This is a genomic window from Microbacterium sp. Beta (assembly GCF_005502545.1).
GTDB lineage: Bacteria > Actinomycetota > Actinomycetes > Actinomycetales > Microbacteriaceae > Microbacterium > Microbacterium oxydans.
The window spans coordinates 1-18,200 of the sequence record NZ_SCOG01000039.1 but is presented as its reverse complement, the minus strand read 5'-3'; the positions used below and the strand labels follow the sequence as shown (position 1 = coordinate 18,200).

General features: G+C 68.3%; 19 protein-coding genes and 1 pseudogene. 13 read left to right on the top strand and 7 right to left on the bottom strand.

The genetic code is table 11. The features are described from left to right. Together FFS56_RS19825 and FFS56_RS19820 are read right to left on the bottom strand one after the other, a co-directional pair. Window positions 1-498 (bottom strand): annotated as a pseudogene (locus FFS56_RS19825) (RNA degradosome polyphosphate kinase); the annotation flags it as partial. Window positions 499-547: 49 nt separating this feature from the next. Beyond that, the gene (locus FFS56_RS19820; RefSeq protein ID WP_046746480.1) at window positions 548-1,231 is read right to left on the bottom strand and encodes a response regulator transcription factor; all 684 of its coding nucleotides are present in this window, start codon (window positions 1,229-1,231) and stop codon (window positions 548-550) included. 71 nt (window positions 1,232-1,302) lie between these two features. On the opposite strand from FFS56_RS19820, the gene FFS56_RS19815 reads away from it, so the two are divergent. From FFS56_RS19815 to FFS56_RS19805, 3 genes are all read left to right on the top strand, one after another. Further along, window positions 1,303-1,593, top strand: coding sequence for a hypothetical protein (locus FFS56_RS19815; protein WP_046746481.1), 291 nt, complete (start codon window positions 1,303-1,305; stop codon window positions 1,591-1,593). 161 nt (window positions 1,594-1,754) lie between these two features. Beyond that, window positions 1,755-2,357, top strand: a complete 603-nt coding sequence (locus FFS56_RS19810; protein ID WP_046746482.1) for an FABP family protein — start codon at window positions 1,755-1,757, stop codon at window positions 2,355-2,357. A gap of 1 nt (window position 2,358) precedes the next feature. Then, window positions 2,359-3,489, top strand: a complete 1,131-nt coding sequence (locus tag FFS56_RS19805) for a glycine cleavage T C-terminal barrel domain-containing protein (protein WP_171010968.1) — start codon at window positions 2,359-2,361, stop codon at window positions 3,487-3,489. A 21-nt stretch (window positions 3,490-3,510) separates the two neighbouring features. On the opposite strand, the gene FFS56_RS19800 is transcribed toward FFS56_RS19805, so the two are convergent. After that, complete coding sequence (locus FFS56_RS19800) at window positions 3,511-4,338, bottom strand: class I SAM-dependent methyltransferase (protein ID WP_137771887.1); 828 nt, start codon at window positions 4,336-4,338, stop codon at window positions 3,511-3,513. Between the two features lie 59 nt (window positions 4,339-4,397). Here FFS56_RS19800 and FFS56_RS19795 point away from each other — a divergent pair, with 59 nt between their 5' ends. Then, window positions 4,398-5,147 carry a phosphoglyceromutase gene (locus tag FFS56_RS19795; protein ID WP_046746485.1) on the top strand — a complete coding sequence of 250 codons (750 nt, stop codon included), beginning with the start codon at window positions 4,398-4,400 and terminating at the stop codon, window positions 5,145-5,147. A 71-nt stretch (window positions 5,148-5,218) separates the two neighbouring features. On the opposite strand, the gene phoU is transcribed toward FFS56_RS19795, so the two are convergent. Then, the gene (phoU, locus tag FFS56_RS19790; RefSeq protein ID WP_046746522.1) at window positions 5,219-5,929 is read right to left on the bottom strand and encodes a phosphate signaling complex protein PhoU; all 711 of its coding nucleotides are present in this window, start codon (window positions 5,927-5,929) and stop codon (window positions 5,219-5,221) included. Between the two features lie 216 nt (window positions 5,930-6,145). Here phoU and FFS56_RS19785 point away from each other — a divergent pair, with 216 nt between their 5' ends. Together FFS56_RS19785 and FFS56_RS19780 are read left to right on the top strand one after the other, a co-directional pair. Continuing rightward, window positions 6,146-7,369, top strand: coding sequence for an ATP-binding protein (locus FFS56_RS19785; RefSeq protein WP_046746523.1), 1,224 nt, complete (start codon window positions 6,146-6,148; stop codon window positions 7,367-7,369). Next, window positions 7,366-8,049 (top strand): response regulator transcription factor, encoded by a 684-nt coding sequence (locus FFS56_RS19780; RefSeq protein ID WP_045263359.1) that lies wholly within the window; start codon window positions 7,366-7,368, stop codon window positions 8,047-8,049. Before FFS56_RS19785 ends, FFS56_RS19780 begins: the two co-directional genes overlap by 4 nt. 88 nt (window positions 8,050-8,137) lie before the next feature. Here the strand turns inward: FFS56_RS19780 and FFS56_RS19775 are convergent, their stop codons facing one another. Then, a complete protein-coding gene (locus FFS56_RS19775) occupies window positions 8,138-8,671 on the bottom strand; it encodes a restriction endonuclease subunit M (protein ID WP_046746524.1) in 534 nt (177 codons plus the stop codon). Window positions 8,672-8,808: 137 nt separating this feature from the next. Here FFS56_RS19775 and FFS56_RS19770 point away from each other — a divergent pair, with 137 nt between their 5' ends. The 6 genes from FFS56_RS19770 to FFS56_RS19745 all read left to right on the top strand — a co-directional run bounded on the left by FFS56_RS19770 (window position 8,809) and on the right by FFS56_RS19745 (window position 14,349). After that, window positions 8,809-9,291: a CarD family transcriptional regulator gene (locus tag FFS56_RS19770; protein ID WP_017201416.1), complete on the top strand. Its 483-nt coding sequence runs from the start codon at window positions 8,809-8,811 to the stop codon at window positions 9,289-9,291. 69 nt (window positions 9,292-9,360) lie between these two features. Continuing rightward, window positions 9,361-10,542 (top strand): 2-C-methyl-D-erythritol 4-phosphate cytidylyltransferase, encoded by a 1,182-nt coding sequence (ispD, locus tag FFS56_RS19765; RefSeq protein ID WP_046746525.1) that lies wholly within the window; start codon window positions 9,361-9,363, stop codon window positions 10,540-10,542. 68 nt (window positions 10,543-10,610) lie between these two features. Next, complete coding sequence (locus FFS56_RS19760; RefSeq protein ID WP_127012518.1) at window positions 10,611-11,201, top strand: short chain dehydrogenase; 591 nt, start codon at window positions 10,611-10,613, stop codon at window positions 11,199-11,201. 71 nt (window positions 11,202-11,272) lie between these two features. Next, window positions 11,273-12,673 (top strand): cysteine--tRNA ligase, encoded by a 1,401-nt coding sequence (gene cysS / locus FFS56_RS19755; RefSeq protein WP_127012517.1) that lies wholly within the window; start codon window positions 11,273-11,275, stop codon window positions 12,671-12,673. After that, a complete protein-coding gene (gene rlmB / locus FFS56_RS19750; protein ID WP_058630990.1) occupies window positions 12,666-13,670 on the top strand; it encodes a 23S rRNA (guanosine(2251)-2'-O)-methyltransferase RlmB in 1,005 nt (334 codons plus the stop codon). The genes cysS and rlmB overlap by 8 nt, the downstream gene beginning before the upstream one ends. 37 nt (window positions 13,671-13,707) lie before the next feature. Next, complete coding sequence (locus FFS56_RS19745) at window positions 13,708-14,349, top strand: NAD(P)H-binding protein (protein WP_137771888.1); 642 nt, start codon at window positions 13,708-13,710, stop codon at window positions 14,347-14,349. Between the two features lie 26 nt (window positions 14,350-14,375). On the opposite strand, the gene FFS56_RS19740 is transcribed toward FFS56_RS19745, so the two are convergent. Beyond that, window positions 14,376-15,680: a DUF4032 domain-containing protein gene (locus FFS56_RS19740; protein WP_046746530.1), complete on the bottom strand. Its 1,305-nt coding sequence runs from the start codon at window positions 15,678-15,680 to the stop codon at window positions 14,376-14,378. An 84-nt stretch (window positions 15,681-15,764) separates the two neighbouring features. Then, window positions 15,765-16,868 (bottom strand): sn-glycerol-3-phosphate ABC transporter ATP-binding protein UgpC, encoded by a 1,104-nt coding sequence (gene ugpC / locus FFS56_RS19735; protein WP_046746531.1) that lies wholly within the window; start codon window positions 16,866-16,868, stop codon window positions 15,765-15,767. 230 nt (window positions 16,869-17,098) lie between these two features. On the opposite strand from ugpC, the gene FFS56_RS19730 reads away from it, so the two are divergent. Then, window positions 17,099-18,043 carry a thioredoxin domain-containing protein gene (locus FFS56_RS19730; RefSeq protein WP_046746532.1) on the top strand — a complete coding sequence of 315 codons (945 nt, stop codon included), beginning with the start codon at window positions 17,099-17,101 and terminating at the stop codon, window positions 18,041-18,043. Window positions 18,044-18,200 lie beyond the last annotated feature (157 nt).

Below are 18,200 nucleotides of genomic sequence, written 5' to 3'. Positions count from 1 at the left end.
CATCAGCACCGGGAAGACCTGTGCGGAGAAGTACTCGGAGAGCGCCGTGCGCTCGTCGTCGGTCAGCTCCGACCAATCGGCGATCTCGATTCCGGATTCGGCGAGAGCGGGTCGCACCAGCGACGTCCACGCGTCGGCATGGCGCAGCTGCAGCGCGTGCGCCTCGCGCGAGATGTCGGCGAGGGCGTCGACGGGGGAGCGGCCGATGTTGGTGGGCACGGCGAGGCCGGTCATGATGCGTCGCTTGAGGCCAGCGACGCGCACCATGAAGAACTCGTCGAGGTTGCTCGCGAAGATCGCCAGGAAGTTGGCCCGCTCCAGTTCGGGGAGCGACGGATCCTCGGCGAGCTCCAGCACGCGCTGGTTGAAGGCGAGCCAGCTCAGCTCGCGATCCAGGTAGCGGTGGTCGGGGAGCTGGGCGTCGTAGGACTCGATGGCGTCGAAGTCGTCGTCTTCGGCATCACCCAGCCCGGCGTCGGCGAGTGCGGGATCGATCATGGGGTACATCTAAGCACCGAGAAGTGACGCGCGTGTGAACGGAGTCGCCTCACCCCGCGCTGGCCAGGCCTTCGTCTTCGTTGACGTTGAAGCGGTAGCCGACGTTGCGCACCGTTCCGATGATCTGCTCCTGGTCACCGAGCTTCGCCCTCAGTCGTCGCACGTGCACATCGACGGTGCGGGTGCCCCCGAAGTAGTCGTAACCCCAGACCTCGCTCAGCAGCTGCTCCCTGGTGAAGACGCGAGCCGGGTGGGTCGCCAGGAAATGCAGCAGCTGGAACTCCTTGTAGGTGAGGTCCAGAGGTCTGCCGCGCAGCTTCGCCGAGTAGGACTGCTCGTCGATGGTCACGCCGGATGCCTGCACGCGTGCGGGTTCGGCGACCTCGTCGCGTCGTGCCAGCACGAGACGCAGCCTGGCATCGATCTCCGCCGGACCCGCGGTGGAGAGGAGCACGTCATCGATGCCCCAGTCGCCGGAGAGGGCGCTCATCCCGCCCTCCGTGACGACGAGCAGCAGCGGGGAGTCCTGTCCTGCCGTCCGCAGCAGACGGCACAGCGACTTCGCCCCGACGAGGTCGTGACGGCCGTCGACGATCACGACATCATGATCGGGCGCACTGATCAATTGCGAGGGCTCTGCGGGGATCTGGCGCGTGCGGTGGCTCAACAGCTCGAGCGCGGGGAGCACCTGCTCGGAGAGCGGAGCGTTGGTCAGAACCAGGACCTGGGCCACACGCACTCCTCACAGACGCGGATCGACGTCGTGCCGCCATGATACCGGGAGCGATAGGTCACAATGGAGACATGACGGATCCCGCACTCGCACCGCGCAACGCGTTCGTCGGTGTGCTCGTCGTCTGGGCCACGGCCTTCCTCGCGACCGTCGTCATCGGCATCTTCGTGCCGGAGGAGTGGCGTGTGCCGTGGCTCCTCGTCGGCTTCGGCGGCGTCGTGCTCCTGTCGTTCGCCGTGCAGCTCTGGTACGGGCGCACTCAGGGCTTCATCTTCCGGGTGGCCGGCAGCGTGATCGGCGCTCTGCTGCTGATGGGGATCATCTCGGTCGGGTTCGGCCTCGCAGCGCTGATCCCGACCTGATTCCCGCCGGACGTCGGCGCGGCGCGGTAAGGTGGAGCACATGGACCTCATGGCGCTCGAAATCTTCTTCATCGGCCTGCTGGGCCTTGCGAGCCTCGCTATCGTCTTCGTCTCGGCGGTGGTGCTGCGTAACCTCTTCCGCGGCCAGCGCTGACCGGACGATGCTCGAGCTTCCCGTCGACCTTCCGGCCGATCTCGTCCCCTTCGCGTGGCTGATCGGCGTCTGGGAAGGCACCGGCGTCATCGACTATCCGGTCGGCGACGAGCGTCTGCAGGGAGAGTTCACGCACCGGGTCAGCTTCAGCCATGACGGCGGTCCTTTCCTGAACTACTCCGGAACGGCCACCCTTCTGACCGACGAGGGTGCTCCGGCGGCCGCACTGCTCGCCGAGACGGGATTCTGGCGACTCGCGCGTCCGGCGGCAGCGGCTGATCCCGGCCCCGCGCTGTTGCCTCCCACCGCGCCGGCCGTGACCCGCACAGTCGACGACGTGGAGGAGTTGCGCGCTCCGAGCGGCGGATTCCCGATCGAGGTCTCTCTCGCACACGCCGACGGTGCCCTCGAGCTCTACATCGGCGAGATCAACGGGCCGCGCATCGACATCGGCTCCGACGCCGTCGTGCGCAGCGCCGGCGCGAAGGTCCACACCGCCTCTTCCCGCATGTACGGCCTCGTCGACGGTCATCTGCTGTGGGCGTGGGACATCGCCGCCCTCGGCACGCCTTTGCGCTCGCATGCATCGGCCCGGTTGGCCAAGGTCTGACGTGTCCGCCTTCCACCAGGTCGACGGTGCGGTCTCCGACGGTGAGGTCATCACTCATTTCGGTGATGCGTTCCGCGAGCAGCGGCGTCTCGCCGACGGCGCGGCCCTTGCGCCGCTCGGGGATCGCACGGTCATCGAGGTGGCGGGTCCCGAGCGCCTCACCTGGCTCGACTCGATCACCTCGCAGTCGGTGGGACGTCTCGCGCCAGGAGACAGCACGGAGCTGCTGATCCTCGACCCGCAGGGTCGCGTCGAGCACGCCGCCGGAATCCTCGACGACGGCTCATCGGCGTGGTTGATCGCCGACAGCGGCGATGCGGAAGCGCTCGCCGCCTGGCTGACGCGCATGAAGTTCCGTACCCAGGCGACGGTCGAGGTGCGCTCCGACCTCGAGCTGGTCGGCTACATCGACGGCGGGACCGTCGGAGCGAGAGTCACCGCTGCCGCGTTCGCCCCGAACGGCGTCGCCCTCGTCTGGGCAGACCCGTGGCAGCGCATCAGCGTCGGAGGTCATCAGTACGCGGAGGTCGCAGAGCATCCTGCCACCGATTTCGCCTGGCGGGTGGCCGTCGTCACGGAGGAATCCGCTCGTGCTCTCGCCGGTTCCCTCGATCGGGAAGCCCTCGCAGGGAGTCTTGCGGCCGAGGCGCTGCGGGTCGCGGCGTGGCGTCCTCGGTGGACGACCGAGGTGGACGAGCGCTCGCTGCCCCACGAGTCCGACTGGATCCGCAGCGCGGTCCACCTGAACAAGGGCTGCTACCGCGGCCAGGAGACCGTCGCCAAGGTGCACAACCTCGGGCATCCGCCTCGACGGCTGGCCGCACTCCACCTCGATGGCAGCGATGCCGTCCTGCCGGAGCCCGGTGCGCCGGTCTTCGCGGGCGATGACGAGGTCGGCCACCTGACCTCCGTGGCCCGGCACCACGAAGACGGCCCGATCGCGCTCGCGATCCTCTCCCGGCGCGCACCGGTCGGCGACCTCGTCGTGCGCGCGGAGGGCATCGACATCGCTGCGTCCCAGCAGGTGATCGTCCCGGCGGATGCCGGTTCCGTGGCCGACATCCCGCGCCTCACACGGTTGTCGCGACGGCCGGCGGCGCCCGACCCGCGCGACGCACGCGACGCTGGCTGAGCCGACGTCACCGGCCCGGAGTCAGTCCGCGCGCGGAGCGACGGCCTTCCATGGCAGCGTGAGCTCGCCCAGACGCCAGCGCGTGCGCCCACCGATCACGGGCCAACCTTGATCACGCAGTGAACCGACCGCGGCGAGGAAACGCTGCGTCGCCCCGAAGGTCGACAACGGCGCGGCACGGTCCCATTCGCGATCGAGGTCGACCAGGAGGGCATGGATGCGTTCGCCGGTGACGTTGCGGTGGATCAGTGTCTTGGGCAGGCGTTCGGCGACGATGCTCGGGTGCTCGAGGTCCGCGAGCCGGAGCGAGAGCGTGAACCGCAGCGGGGTCGCCTGTGCATCGATGTCGATCCAGCTCGAGACGCGGCCGATCTCGTCGCAGGTGCCCTCGAACAGCAGGCCGCCGGGCGCCAGCCGGGCGGCCATCCGTGACCAGGCGCCGGGGACATCCTGCTCGTCGTACTGGCGCAGCACGTTCATCGCGCGGATCACGGCTGCTCTGCGCCCATCGGGAAGCGGAACCTCGAAACCGCCGCGCGCGAACGTCACCGGAAGGTCGGACGCGAAGGAGGTTCGGCCCGCGCGCACCTCGTCGAGCTGCGCATCGGCCGTCGCGACGCGGGCGGGGTCGATCTCCAGTCCGCGCACCTCCACGTCGTCACGCACCCGGACCAGGCGCGTGGCGAGCTCGAAGGCCGTGACCCCGCTGGCGCCGTAGCCGAGGTCGACGACCAACGGGTCGGATGCTCGGCGCAGCGCCTCACTCGCGGCGATCCAGCGGTCGTTTCGCCGAAGGCGGTTCGTCCCCGTGGTGCCGCGGGTCGGCCGACCGAGGGGAGATGACGCCATGTCTCCATCCTCCCAGCATCCGACTCGGGTCCTCAGCCCCGGGCGGATAAACTGACGGCATGACTGCGACGCGCACCCTCATCCTGCTCCGCCACGGCCGGAGCGAGTGGAACGAACTGAACCTGTTCACCGGTTGGGTGGACGTCCGCCTCAATGCGCAGGGCGAGAAGGAGGCACGCCGCGGCGGCGAGCTGCTGGCGGAGTCCGGCATCCTGCCCGACGTGCTGCACACCTCGCTGCTGAGCCGTGCCATCCAGACGGCGAACATCGCGCTGGATGCCGCTGATCGTCTGTGGATCCCGGTGACCCGCTCCTGGCGCCTGAACGAGCGTCACTACGGCGCGCTGCAGGGCAAGGACAAGGCACAGACGCTGGAAGAGTTCGGCCCGGAGCAGTTCCAGCTGTGGCGTCGTTCGTTCGATGTGCCGCCGCCCGTGCTCGACGACGAGAGCGAGTTCAGCCAGGTGAACGACGTCCGTTACGCGCACATCGACGGCGAGGTGCCGCGCACCGAGTCGCTCAAGCTCGTCATCGACCGCCTGCTGCCCTACTGGGAGAGCGCGATCGTCCCCGACCTCGAAGCCGGCAAGACGGTGCTCGTGACGGCGCACGGCAACTCGCTGCGTGGTCTCGTCAAGCACCTCGAGGGCATCAGCGACGACGACATCGCCGAGCTGAACATCCCGACCGGCATCCCGCTGGTGTACGAGCTGGACGAGAACAACGTCCCCACCGGCCCCGGCCGCTACCTCGACCCCGAGGCCGCCGCCGCCGGTGCCGCCGCCGTCGCGGCGCAGGGCAAGAAGTAGAAGCCCCTGCGGATACGACGGAGCCCCCGATGCGATGGCATCGGGGGCTCCGTCGTATCCGCGAGTGGGTGTCAGGCGTGGCCGAACTCCTGCTGACCGAGCTCCTGCTGCTCGACGGCGAGCGGGATGTCGTGTTCCTCGACCGCCCAGTCGCCCGTGGCGAGGTAGACGACCTTCTTCGCGACGGCCACCGCGTGGTCGGCGAAGCGCTCGTGGTACCGGCTGGCGAGCGTGGCATCGACGGTGGCCGTGGCCTCGCCCTTCCAGTTGTCGCTGAGCACCTTCTCGAAGACGGTGGCGTGCAGCTCATCGACGTCGTCATCGGCGTTGCGGATGGCGTCGGCGAAACGCAGGTCCTGCGTGCGCAGCAGTTCGGACAGGGTGCGGGCCACCTCGACGTCGAGCTCGCCCATCTTCACGAACGTGCCCTTGAGGCCCTTCGGAATGGCGCGCTCGGGGAAGCGGAGGCGGGCGAGCTGGGCGATGTGCTCCGACATGTCGCCCATGCGCTCGAGCGAGGCGCTCACGCGCAATGCAGTGACGACGATGCGGAGGTCGCGGGCGACCGGCTGCTGGCGCGCGAGGATCTCGATGGCCTGCTCGTCGAGGGCCACGGCCAGCTCGTCGATCTTCGCGTCGTCGGCGATGACCTCTTCGGCCAGAGCCACGTCGCTCGTCGCGAACGCCCTGGTGGCCTTGTCGATGGACACCGTGACGAGGTCGGCGATCTCGACGAGGCGGTTCTGCAGGTCCTCGAGGGACTGGTGGAAGACTTCGCGCATGTTGGGGCGCAACCTTTCATTCGGATCTCGGCTGGATCAGCGCGAGGCGGCGGGTCGTCCGCACGAGAGCAGGTCTGTGCTCCCGCACGGGCCCGAAGCGATTGTCTGCTTCGAAGGTTAACGAACGGTGCCCAGCACGTGAATAGTACTTCTCCTGTTCCCGCCAGGGCGCGGAAACCCGCCGGACGGACGGTGAACGCACTCTACGCTGGAGTCATGACCCTGCCGCAGCTTGCGCTGTCTTCGCTCGCCATCGGGCTCGTGATCGGCGTCGGCCTGTCGCTCCTCGTGGTGTGGGCGTACCGAGCGCGGGCTCGAGTGCAGGAGGAGACGTCGCTGGCGATCCCCGCCGGCATCACCGACGTCCTGCACAGCATGGACGATGCGGCGGCGATCGTCGACGCCTCCGGTCTGGTGCTGGCCGCATCGCAGGCCGCGACGCGCTTCGGGATCGATGTCGGCTCGACTCTCGACAACCCGGAGCTCCGGCAGCTCGTCCGCGGCGTCAGAGAGGCCGGCGGCTCCGTCACCGAGTCGATGCGCATCACGCGCGGCGGGGTGAGCCTCGACCCCCGCCTGGTCTCGGCTCGGGCCAGCGTGATCGGCAGCCGCCTCGTCCTGCTGATCATCCGTGATGTCACGGAGCAGGAACGACTGGACCAGATGCGTCGCGACTTCGTGGCGAACACGAGCCACGAACTGAAGACGCCGGTCGGTGCGGTGAGCCTGCTCGCCGAGGCGATCGAGTCGGCGGCCGACGATCCCTCCCAGGTGCGCATCTTCGCCGCGCGCATCTCGGCGGAGGCGGGTCGTCTCGGTCAGCTCACCGGTCGCATCATGAGCCTGTCCCGGCTCCAGGCCGAGGACGGGCTGTCCACGGTGGGGCCGGTCGCGATCGACGAGGTGATCGCCTCCTCCATCGAGGCCCATGTCGTGCAGGCCGATTCCGCCGGTGTGGAACTCGCCAGGGGCGGAGACCGTGGTGTCTGGGTGCGCGGCGATGCGCAGATCCTGATCGAGGCGGTCGGCAACCTGATCGCCAACGCCATCGTCTACTCGCCGCGCGGCTCCCGAGTGGGCGTGGGCGTACGGGCGGAAGACGGTGTGGTCGAGATCGCGGTGTCGGATCAGGGCATCGGCATCGCGGAAGCAGATCGCGAGCGCATCTTCGAGCGGTTCTATCGGGCCGACGAAGCCCGATCGCGGCGCACGGGCGGCACGGGCCTCGGCCTGTCCATCGTCAAGCACGCCACCCAGCGTCACGGTGGCGAGGTGCGGCTGTGGTCCCGTCCCGGTCGCGGGTCCACGTTCACGATCCGGCTTCCTCGGATCGATGCCCCAGACAATCGCGACGCGGGCAAGAAGAACAAGAAGAAGCGCGCGCGCAAGGCGGCCAAGAACGCCGCGTCCGCCCGCGTGCGAAACGGAGAGAGAGCATGACCCGAATCCTTCTCGTCGAAGACGAGCCCGACCTCGCCGACCCGCTCGCCTACCTGCTCCGACGCGAGGGGTACGAGGTGGAGATCGCGGAGGACGGCCCCGGCGCACTCGCGGCCTTCCGGGAGCGCGGTGCCGACATCGTGCTGCTCGACCTGATGCTGCCGGGGATGCCGGGCACCGAGGTGTGTCGGCAGATCCGCTCGACCTCTGCTGTGCCGATCATCATGCTCACCGCCAAGGACTCCGAGGTCGACATCGTCGTCGGCCTCGAACTCGGAGCGGACGACTACATCACGAAGCCCTACTCGTCCCGGGAGCTGCTCGCCAGGATGCGGGCGGTGCTGCGCCGGGTGGTCCAGGCGGACGGTGAACTGGACGAGCGTGTGCTGGACGGTGGACGTGTGTCTCTCGACATCGACAGACACACCGTCTCCGTGGCAGGTGCGCAGATCAACATGCCGCTGAAGGAGTTCGAGCTGCTCGAGGTGCTGATGCGCAACTCGGGACGCGTCCTGACCAGGGGACAGCTCATCGACCGCGTGTGGGGGAGCGACTACTTCGGCGACACCAAGACGCTGGACGTGCACATCAAGCGCATCCGCTCGCGCATCGAGGAGAACCCGAGCGAGCCCGTCATGCTCGTCACGGTGCGTGGTCTGGGGTACCGCTTCGAGGGCTGAGCGTCCGATCGGTGGCGCATGCTGCCGGTGAGACGCAGAAGAGGCCGGTACCCCGAGGGGTGCCGGCCTCTTCTCGCTGCGTGCGGCGTCAGTTCGAGGGCGCCGGGGCTGCCGTATCGGTCGGCAGCGGGGTCGGCGACGATGTGGGTGCCTTCTCGCTGGGGACCAGATCCGAGTAGTAGGGGAGGGTGCCGTCGAGCACCGGCACCTGGGTCTTGACTCCGGTGGAATCTCCCGACTGGAAGTGGATCTCGACGGTAGCGCCGGGCTTGGTGTCGAGGCCCACGATGCGCACCGGGTCGGCGTCAGAGCCGAGGCTCACGGTGTCGTTCGCCGGGACCGTGATGGCGAAGGGGTCGACACCCTCGACGGTGACGGTGAGCGTGGCCTTCTCGTCGGTCGGGTTCACGATCGCGGCGACGAAGTTGCCGACCGAACCGTCCTCCGTGGCGACCACGAGGGCGTTGCGCACGTCGATGGGCCCGTCTTCGTCGGAGACGTTCACTCCGTCGGAGGCGGCGTACTCGGTCTTGGTGGACTGCGGGGTGATGAACGTGCACCCGGTCGCACCGAGCAGAACGAGGGCGCTGAGGGCTGCAGACGCAACAAGGCGCGATTTCACGGGTCCTCCTGAGGTCCGGCGGGGATATCCGGAACCATTCTATGCGTAAGTCGTGAGGGCTCCTGCGGCCCTGGGGGCGCGAACCTTAGCGCATGTCCCCTGTGGTATCCTTGAGGTTGCCGAAAGGACACGTTTTTATGCTTTTTGAGGTTGGCGAGACCGTCGTCTATCCCCACCATGGCGCTGCGACCATCATCGAGGTCAAGGAGCGCATCATCAAGGGTGAGGCGAAGAAATACCTGAAGCTCAACGTCACCCAGGGAGATCTCATCATCGAGGTCCCCGCGGAGAACGTCGACCTGGTCGGCGTTCGCGACGTGATCGGCAAGGAGGGCCTCGATCATGTTTTCGAGGTGCTGCGAGCACCCTTCACAGAAGAGCCCACGAACTGGTCGCGCCGGTACAAGGCGAACCTCGAGAAGCTCGCCTCCGGCGATGTGATCAAGGTCAGCGAGGTCGTGCGCGACCTGTGGCGCCGTGACCAGGACCGCGGTCTGTCCGCGGGTGAGAAGCGGATGCTGGCGAAGGCTCGCCAGATCCTCATCTCGGAGCTGGCGCTCGCCGAGAAGACCGACGAGGACAAGGCGGGCGCACTGCTCGACGAGGTTCTCGCTTCCTGAGCTCTTCCACGACGAAAGGCGGGTGCTTCGGCACCCGCCTTTCGTCGTCTCGGCCGGTAACGTGAAGCCGTGACCATCCTTCCCGTTCCACGCACAGCGATCATCGTCGTGGCCGCAGGCTCCGGCACCCGACTGGGGGCGAGCGCCCCGAAGGCCTTCGTCGGCGTCGACTCCCGTTCCGTGCTCCGCCATGCGCTCGACGGGGTGTTCGCCGCCGCGCCGGCCCAGGTCGTCGTGGTCGCCCCCGCAGGCTGGGAGGGCGACGCCGAGACCGAGCTGCGCGAAGCGGCGGGGGAGCGCGCCGACTTGGGGCGCGTGGTCACCGGCGGCGCGACCAGGCAGCAGTCGGTGGCCGCGGGTCTGAGCGCGCTCTGGGGCGACATCGAGACGGTGCTGGTGCATGACGCCGCACGTGCGCTCACCCCTCCCTCACAGATCGATGCCGTCGCAGCGGCTGTGACCGCAGAGGTCGGCGTGATTCCGACGCTGCCCGTCGTCGACACGCTCAAGAGGGTCGTCGATGGAGCCGTGGCGGCAGCCGTCGACCGTTCCGAGCTCGCAGCGGCGCAGACGCCACAGGGCTTTCCGCGGGCAGCGCTGGAGGCCGCCTACGCCGCCGCGCGTGAGAGCGGGGTCGAGTACACCGACGATGCGGCGCTGTTCGCGGCGACAGGCCGCCCCGTGCGGCACATCGACGGCTCCGAACGCGCGTTCAAGATCACCACGCCGGCCGACCTCGAGCGCGCGAGACACCTTCTGGGCTCGCACAACGCAGGCGCCGGCATCCCGCGGGTGGGCATCGGCACGGACGTTCACGCCTTCGGCGGCGAGGGCGACCTCTGGCTCGCCGGTCTGGAGTGGCCAGGGGAGCAACCTCTGTCCGGCCATTCGGATGGAGACGCGGTCGCCCATGCCATCGTCGATGCGCTCCTGGGAGCGGCGGGCCTCGGCGACATCGGCGAGCACTTCGGCACCGCCCATCCCGAGTATGCGGGGGCCCATGCCGAGGTCTTCCTGGCCCGCACGCGCGAGCTGCTCCGGGAAGCCGGCTTCGCGGTCGGGAACGTCTCGGTCCAGTTCCAGGGGAACCGTCCGAAGTTCAGCCCGCGAAGGTCCGAAGCCCAGGAGCTCCTCAGTGGGATCCTCGGCGCTCCGGTGTCCGTGACAGCCACCACGACCGACGGGCTGGGGTTCGCCGGGCGGGCGGAGGGCATCGCGGTCACCGCGATCGCGACCGTCTTCCCGCTCTGACTCGGCGGGGAATGCGCGGTCCGTGCGGATCGTTTCCTGTCGACGAGACCATCACAGAAGGAGCCGCAGTGAAGATCCTCATCATCGGAGCCAGTGGGCATGTCGGACGGGCGGCAGTCGGAGCGCTCGAAGGGCACGACATCGTGGCCGCCTCGCGGAACGGTGATCCGTCTGTCGACGTGACGGACCCGACATCCATCGAGCGGCTCTTCGACGATGTGGGCCACGTGGATGCGGTCATCGCCGCTGTCGGCAGCGTCCCGTTCGCACCGCTGGCCGAGCTCGGGCGTGACGACTTCGAATCGGCGCTCCGCGGCAAGGTGCTGTCCCAGCTCGACATCGTCCGCATCGGTACGCGGTTCGTGCGTGACGGAGGCTCCTTCACCCTCACCTCCGGCGTCCTGGCCCGCGAGCCGATCGCCACGGGGGCGGCGGCCTCGCTGGCGAACGGAGCGATAGAGGCGTTCGTGCTGGGCGCAGCCGCCGAGCTCCCGCGTGGGATCCGCATCAACGCCGTCAGCCCCTCAGTGCTCGAGGACGCGCCTTCCTACCATTCGTCGTTCCCGGGGTTCGTCCCGGTGTCTTCATACCGGGTCGGCATGGCGTACGCCAAGAGCGTCCTCGGCGTGCAGACGGGACAGATCTTCCCCGTGGACTGAGTTCGCCCGTCATGGATGACGCATTCGCACGCGCCCAGGCTCCGGAACGACGCTCCCGGTAAGCTTGAGCGGTGACAGTCCGCCTCTACGACACCCGCGCGCAGCAGTTGCGCGACTTCGTGCCTCTCGATCCTGAGAACATCACGATGTACGTGTGCGGACCCACCGTGCAGTCCGGCCCGCACATCGGGCACGTCAGAGCGGCCCTCAGCTTCGATCTCCTGCGGCGCTGGCTCGAGTACCGCCACGGTCGCGTGACGTTCGTCCGCAACGTGACGGACATCGATGACAAGGTGCTCGCCAACGCGACCGATTCCGAGCCGTGGTGGGCGCTGGCCTACCGGATGGAGCGCGAGTTCACCGCTGCCTATGCGGGCGTGGGGATCCTCCCGCCGACCTACGAGCCCCGAGCCACGGCTTCGGTTCCGCAGATGCAGGAGCTCATCGCGCTGCTGATCGAGCGCGGCCACGCCTACCCTGCGCCGGACGGATCGGGGGACGTCTACTTCGACGTGCGCTCCTGGTCCGACTACGGCTCGCTCACCCATCAGTCGCTGGACGCGATGGAAGCGGCGGAGGACGCGGATCCCCGAGGCAAGCGGAATCCGCAGGACTTCGCGCTCTGGAAGGGGAGCAAGCCCGAGGAGCCGTCCGATGCGAGCTGGGCATCGCCCTGGGGGACCGGCCGTCCCGGATGGCACATCGAATGCTCCGCGATGTCGAAGCGTTATCTCGGCGCGGAGTTCGACATCCACGGCGGCGGGCTCGATCTGCGTTTCCCCCATCACGAGAACGAGCTCGCGCAGTCGACCGCAGCAGGAGACGGCTTCGCCCGCTATTGGGTGCACAACGGCCTCGTGACCGTCGACGGACAGAAGATGTCGAAGTCGCTCGGCAACTTCACGTTGGCCGCAGACGTCCTCGCCGCGCACGACCCGCTGGTGGTGCGCTACGCGCTCGCTTCGGCGCACTATCGGTCGAGTCTCGACCTCACGGAGTCGTCGTGGGCGGAGGCGGAGGCCGCGCTCGGTCGCATCGCGACGTTCCAGCAGCGTGCCGCACGCGTTGCCGAAGGGGGCATCGGATTCTTCGTGTCGCAGAGTCTTCCCGAGGCCTTCGTGGCCGCGATGGATGATGATCTCGGGGTTCCGGAGGCGCTGGCTGTGCTGCACGAGACGGTGCGCGCGGGCAACTCGGCGCTCGATGCGGGGGAGACGGAAGCCGCGCTGCACGCTCTTCGGGCCGTGCTGGCGATGACCTCCGTCCTCGGTCTCACCGCCTCATCCGGCGCGAGGACTCACGCGTCGGAGTCTGTGCTGGACGCTCTCGTCCAGACGATGATCACCCAGCGCGCACAGGCACGCGCTGACAAGGACTGGGCGGCGGCCGATCGCATCCGAGATGCGATCGCCGCCGCAGGAATCACGCTGGAGGACACTCCGGCCGGAACTCATTGGAGTATCGATGGCTAAGCCAGGGCGCCCCGGCGCGAGCAAGGGAAACAAGAAGGGCCCGACCAAGGGCACCGGCGGACTCGGGCGCAAGGCGCTCGAGGGTCGCGGACCGACGCCGAAGGCGGAGGACCGCGCCTGGCACCCGGCGGGCAAGCGCAAGGCTGCGGCCGAGCGGTACGCCGCGGCGACCGGCGGCAAGGGGCGGCCGGGCGGCGGACGTCCCGGGGCTGGCGGCGGAAACCGCGCGTCCAAGGCCAAGGCAGGAGACGACACCGAGATCGTGACGGGTCGCAACTCGGTGCTCGAGGCACTGCGGGCGAAGATCCCGGCGACGGCCTTCTACATCGCGCAGCGCGTGGAGATGGACGACCGTGTGAAGGAGATGCTCTCGATCGCGACCCACCGCGGCATCCCCGTGCTCGAGGTCACGCGTCCCGAGCTCGACCGGATGGCCGGCTTCGACGGCGTGCACCAGGGCGTCGCGATCAAGGTGCCCCCGTACGAGTACGCGCACCCCCAGGATCTGCTCGAGCAGGTCATCGACCAGGGCCACGTGCCGCTGTTCGTGGCGCTCGACGGCATCACCGACCCCCGCAACCTCGGCGCGATCATCCGCTCCACGGCGGCGTTCGGTGGCCATGGCGTCATCCTTCCTCAGCGTCGCTCGGCGAGCGTCAACTCCGCGGCCTGGAAGACCAGCGCCGGAGCGGTCGCGCGCACCCCGGTGGCTCTCGCGAGCAACCTCACCACGCAGCTCAAGGAGTTCAAGAAGCAGGGTGTCTTCGTGCTCGGGCTCGACGGTGACGGCGACGTGTCGCTTCCGGAACTGCAGCTGGCCGATCGCCCCGTCGTGATCGTGGTCGGCTCCGAGGGCAAGGGGCTGTCCCGTCTCGTCTCCGAGACCTGCGACCAGATCGTCTCGATCCCGATCTCCGCGGCCACCGAGTCGCTGAACGCCGGCATCGCGACGTCCGTCGCGCTGTACCAGGTCGCGTCGCTCCGCGCCGCGAAGTGATTCCATCGCCACATACATCTGACTAGGGGAGAACCGCATGGCTCGCATCGTCGTCCTCGGAGGAACCGGCTACGCCGGCCGTCACATCGTCGCCGAGGCGGTGTCGCGCGGTCATGCGGTCATCGCCCTGTCGCGCTCGGAACCGACGGATCCCGTCGCCGGCGCTGCGTATCTGCAGGGCACGGCGCTGGACCTCGACTCGTTGGCCCCGGCGCTCGACGGAGCGGATGCGGTGGTGTCCGCGCTGTCTCCTCGCGGCGACATGGAGAACAGGGTTCTGGAGGCGTTGAGCGGGCTCGCCGATCGACTCACCGGGACGGAGACGCGCCTGGGCGTGATCGGCGGTGCTGGGGGCAGTCTCGTCGCTCCCGGTGGGCTGCGTCTGTTCGATCAGGATTTCCCCGAGGAGTACAAGCACGAGGCGCAGGTCGGCATCGACTCGCTCGCACTGCTCGAAGCCACCGATCCGCGTCTGGACTGGTTCTTCGTGCACCCCGCCGAGGTTTTCGGTCCGTGGGCAGAGGGCGAGCGCACCGGACACTACCGTGACGGCGGCGATGTGATCGTCCGCGACGACGAGGGCAAGTCGTTCATCTCGGGGGCCGACTTCGCGGTCGCGGTGGTCGATGAGATCGAGCAGGGCAACCACCATCGCGAGCGGTTCACCGTCGGCTACTGAGTCCCGGCCCCGACGCCTCGGAGCGGTCAGACCAGATCGCGCCAGTCGACGTCATCATCGTCGTCGGCGGTCGGCGTCGCGCCCGTGATGACGGGAAGGCTCATCGTCTCGGTGGGCGGGCCCATGATCGTGGCCTCGTCGCGGCGATGGCGCAGCACCTCGTTGATGTAGCTGGTGAGCACCTCGGCGAGGGGGATGGAGCGTCCCTCCGCCTGGGACAGGTACCAGCGGTGCTCCAGCACCTGGTGGAAGACCTCGGCAGGCTCGAGCTTCGCCCTCAGCTCATAGGGGATCGCACGGACGACGGGCTCGAAGACACGGGTGAGCCATTCGTGGGCGTACATCTCCTCGTCCGCCCACTGCTTGGTCGAGCGGGCGCGGAACTCGTCGAGGTCGTTGAGCAGGCGACGGGCCTGGTTCTCCTCGACGTCGAGGCCTGTGAGGCGGATCAGGCGCCGCTGGTGATGCCCTGCGTCGACGACCTTCGGCTGGATCTCCACGACGGTGCCGTCGGCTGTCGTGGACATGGACATCTCGTCGATGTCGAAGCCGAGGGCGTTGAGGCGCTCGACCCGTTCCGTGATGCGCCACGTCTCGGCCGCGGAGAACGACTCCTGAGCGGTGAGCTCGGCCCACAGCGACCGGTATGACGACACGATGCCGTCCGCGATCGCCACGGCATCCACTCCGTGCTCCAGACGTCCACCGGCCGCGAGGTCCATGATCTCGCCGGCGATGTTGGTGCGGGCGAGGTCGAGGTCATACGCGCGCTGACCGTCAGTGAGGCCCTCCTCGTGGAGCTCCCCGGTCTCCGCGTCGACGAGGTAGGCCGCGAACGCACCGGCATCGCGCCGGAAGAGGGTGTTCGACAGCGAGACGTCGCCCCAGTAGAAGCCGACGTTGTGCAGGCGCACCAGAAGCAGCGCGAGCGCGTCGACGAGACGGTTCGCGGTGTCAGGGCGCAGCACCCGCGTGAACAGCGCGCGATACGGCATCGAGAAACGCAGGTGTGATGTGACCAGGGCGGCGGGGAGGGGGTCACCATGGGCATCGGTGCGGCCGGCGATCACGGCGACCCTGTCGACGCATGGCACATCGAGGCGCGCCAGGTTGCCGAGCATGTCGTATTCGCGCTGGGCCATCTCCGCAGTGGTCTCCTTGACGGCGACGACGCGACCGGAGAGATCGGCGAATCGCACGAGGTGGCGGGAAAGCCCCTTCGGGAGCGACACGATGTGCTCGGACGGCCACTTGGCGAGGGTTGTCGACCAGGGGAGCGCGAGCAGTCCCGGATCGATCTTGCTGGCGGTGATCCGCAGCGAGTCCTGCATGGTGCTCCCTGATGGCGGGCGGTGAGGAAAAAGAGACGCGGCGCAGGTGACCGAAGTCAGCCCGCGCCGCGTCTGTGGATCCGATCAGGCGGAGACGACCGGCTTGTCGTTCAGTCGCACGCCGGACTCGCTGTCGAACGCGTGCACGTGACCAGCGTTGGCAGCCAGCGTGACCGTCTCGCCGGCGTTCGGGTGGCTGCGGCCGTCGACACGGGCGACCAGGTCGGTGCGCTTGCCGTTGATGTCGGTGTGACCGTAGAGGTAGCCGTCTGCGCCGAGCTCCTCGACCAGGTCGACGACGACCGAGAGGCCCTTGCCGTCTGCCGGGCCGACGGTGATGTCCTCGGGGCGGACGCCGACCGTGACCTGCGAGCCGTTGGCACGGCCGACCGTGTCGCGGTCGAGCGGCACGACCTCGGTGCCGAAGCGCACGCCGCCGTCGGCCAGGTCGGCCGAGAACAGGTTCATCGCGGGCGAGCCGATGAAGCCGGCGACGAAGACGTTCTCGGGCTTCTCGTACAGGTCGCGCGGCGAGCCGACCTGCTGGAGCAGACCGTCCTTGAGCACGGCGATACGGTCACCCATGGTGAGCGCCTCGGTCTGGTCGTGCGTGACGTAGACCGTGGTGACGCCGAGGCGACGCTGCAGCGACGCGATCTGCGTACGGGTCTGGACGCGGAGCTTGGCGTCGAGGTTCGACAGCGGCTCGTCCATGAGGAAGACCTGGGGCTGACGGACGATCGCGCGGCCCATCGCCACACGCTGACGCTGACCACCCGAGAGAGCCTTCGGCTTGCGGGTCAGGTACTGCTCGAGGTCGAGGAGCTTGGCGGCCTCGAGGACGCGCGACGCACGCTCCTCCTTGCCGACGCCGGCGATCTTGAGCGCGAAGCCCATGTTCTCGGCGACGGTCATGTGCGGGTACAGCGCGTAGTTCTGGAAGACCATGGCGATGTCACGGTCCTTCGGCGGCACGTCGGTCACGTCGCGGTCACCGATGAGGATGCGGCCGGCGTTGACCTCTTCCAGGCCGGCGAGCATGCGGAGGGACGTCGACTTACCGCAACCGGAAGGTCCGACGAGGACGAGGAACTCGCCGTCACCGACCTCGAGGTTCAGCTTGTCGACAGCGGGACGGGTTCCACCGGGGTACAGGCGGGTGGCCTCGTCGAAAGTCACAGATGCCATTGTCGTTTCTCCTTCACCGGCAGGTACGTGCCGGACGATCCGTAGTGATGAAGCGGTGGGATGAGCCACCGTGACCCGTCTTTGGGTCGAAGTCAGTATGACATGAACAGCGGTACCTGGGTATTTCTCAGCCTCACTGGCTAGCATCGAACTCGGCCGCGCCCAGCGGCGATCGTCGCCGAGCGGCGGTCGGGGCCAACCCGGACCCCCTCAGACTCACAAGAGGAACGATGTCGAGCGACGAAACGCCGAACGTCCCCACACCTCGCAATTCTCGCGAGGCCGTGCGGGAGAAGGCTCAGAAAGTGCACGCCCAGCAGTCGAGGGCGCGCCTCATGCGACGGATCATCATCGGTGCCGTCGCGATCGTCGCCGTAGGGGCGATCGGCACTGCGGTGACCCTTGCGGTGTCAGCACAGGTGTCGAAGCCGAAGCTCACCCCCACCGGAATGGAGTCGGACGGCGTGGTCGTCACCGACATCACCGCCGTGGCGGGGTCCGATGAGGTGCCGGTATCACCCTCGGAGGAGCCGTCCGATGCCGCAGCCCCGGTAGAGCCGACGCCCGAGGCCACGGCCTCCGAGAAGGTCGACATCCACGTCTACGTCGACTACCTCTCGCCGGACGCGGGCAAGTTCGAGCGGGCGAACGCCCGCCAGCTGGCCGGCTGGATCAGCGAGGGAGCGGTCACGGTCAGCTACCACCCGGTCGCTCTGCTCACCGCGAGCTCGAACGGCACGAAGTACTCGCTGCGGTCCGCAGCGGCTGCCGCCTGCGTGGCCAGCCACTCGCCTGCACAGTTCTACGCGTTCAATCATGACCTGCTCGACAAGCAGCCCGACGTGGGCAGCGACGGCATGTCGGATGAGGATCTCGCCAACCTCGCAGCCGCCGTCGGCACCGACAACACCAAGGCCGTGCGCTCGTGCATCGAGGACGGGGACTTCGTCAGCTGGGCGAAGGAAGCGACCACCCGCGCGCTGGAAGGCCCACTGTCCGGTTCCAAGGACCTCAAGCTGAACGCGTCGCCCATGATCGTCGCGAACGGTGAGGCATACGTGGGTGCGTTCGACGATCCCGCCGAGTTCTCGCAGTTCGTGCTCAGCGTGGCGAGCGACGCCTCTCGCGAGACGCCGACCCCCACGCCGACTCCGACCACCACGCCTGCCTCCTAGGTCGAGGTGTGGTCGATGCCATCGCTAAGCTGATGGATGGCATCCGCCGACTTGGCGCAATTGGTAGCGCACCGTACTTGTAATTCAAGGCGGACGCATATCAGAGGTTTGCGCGGGGTGTCATATGACATCAGTCCCCTTGGAGCGACTGTTCAGA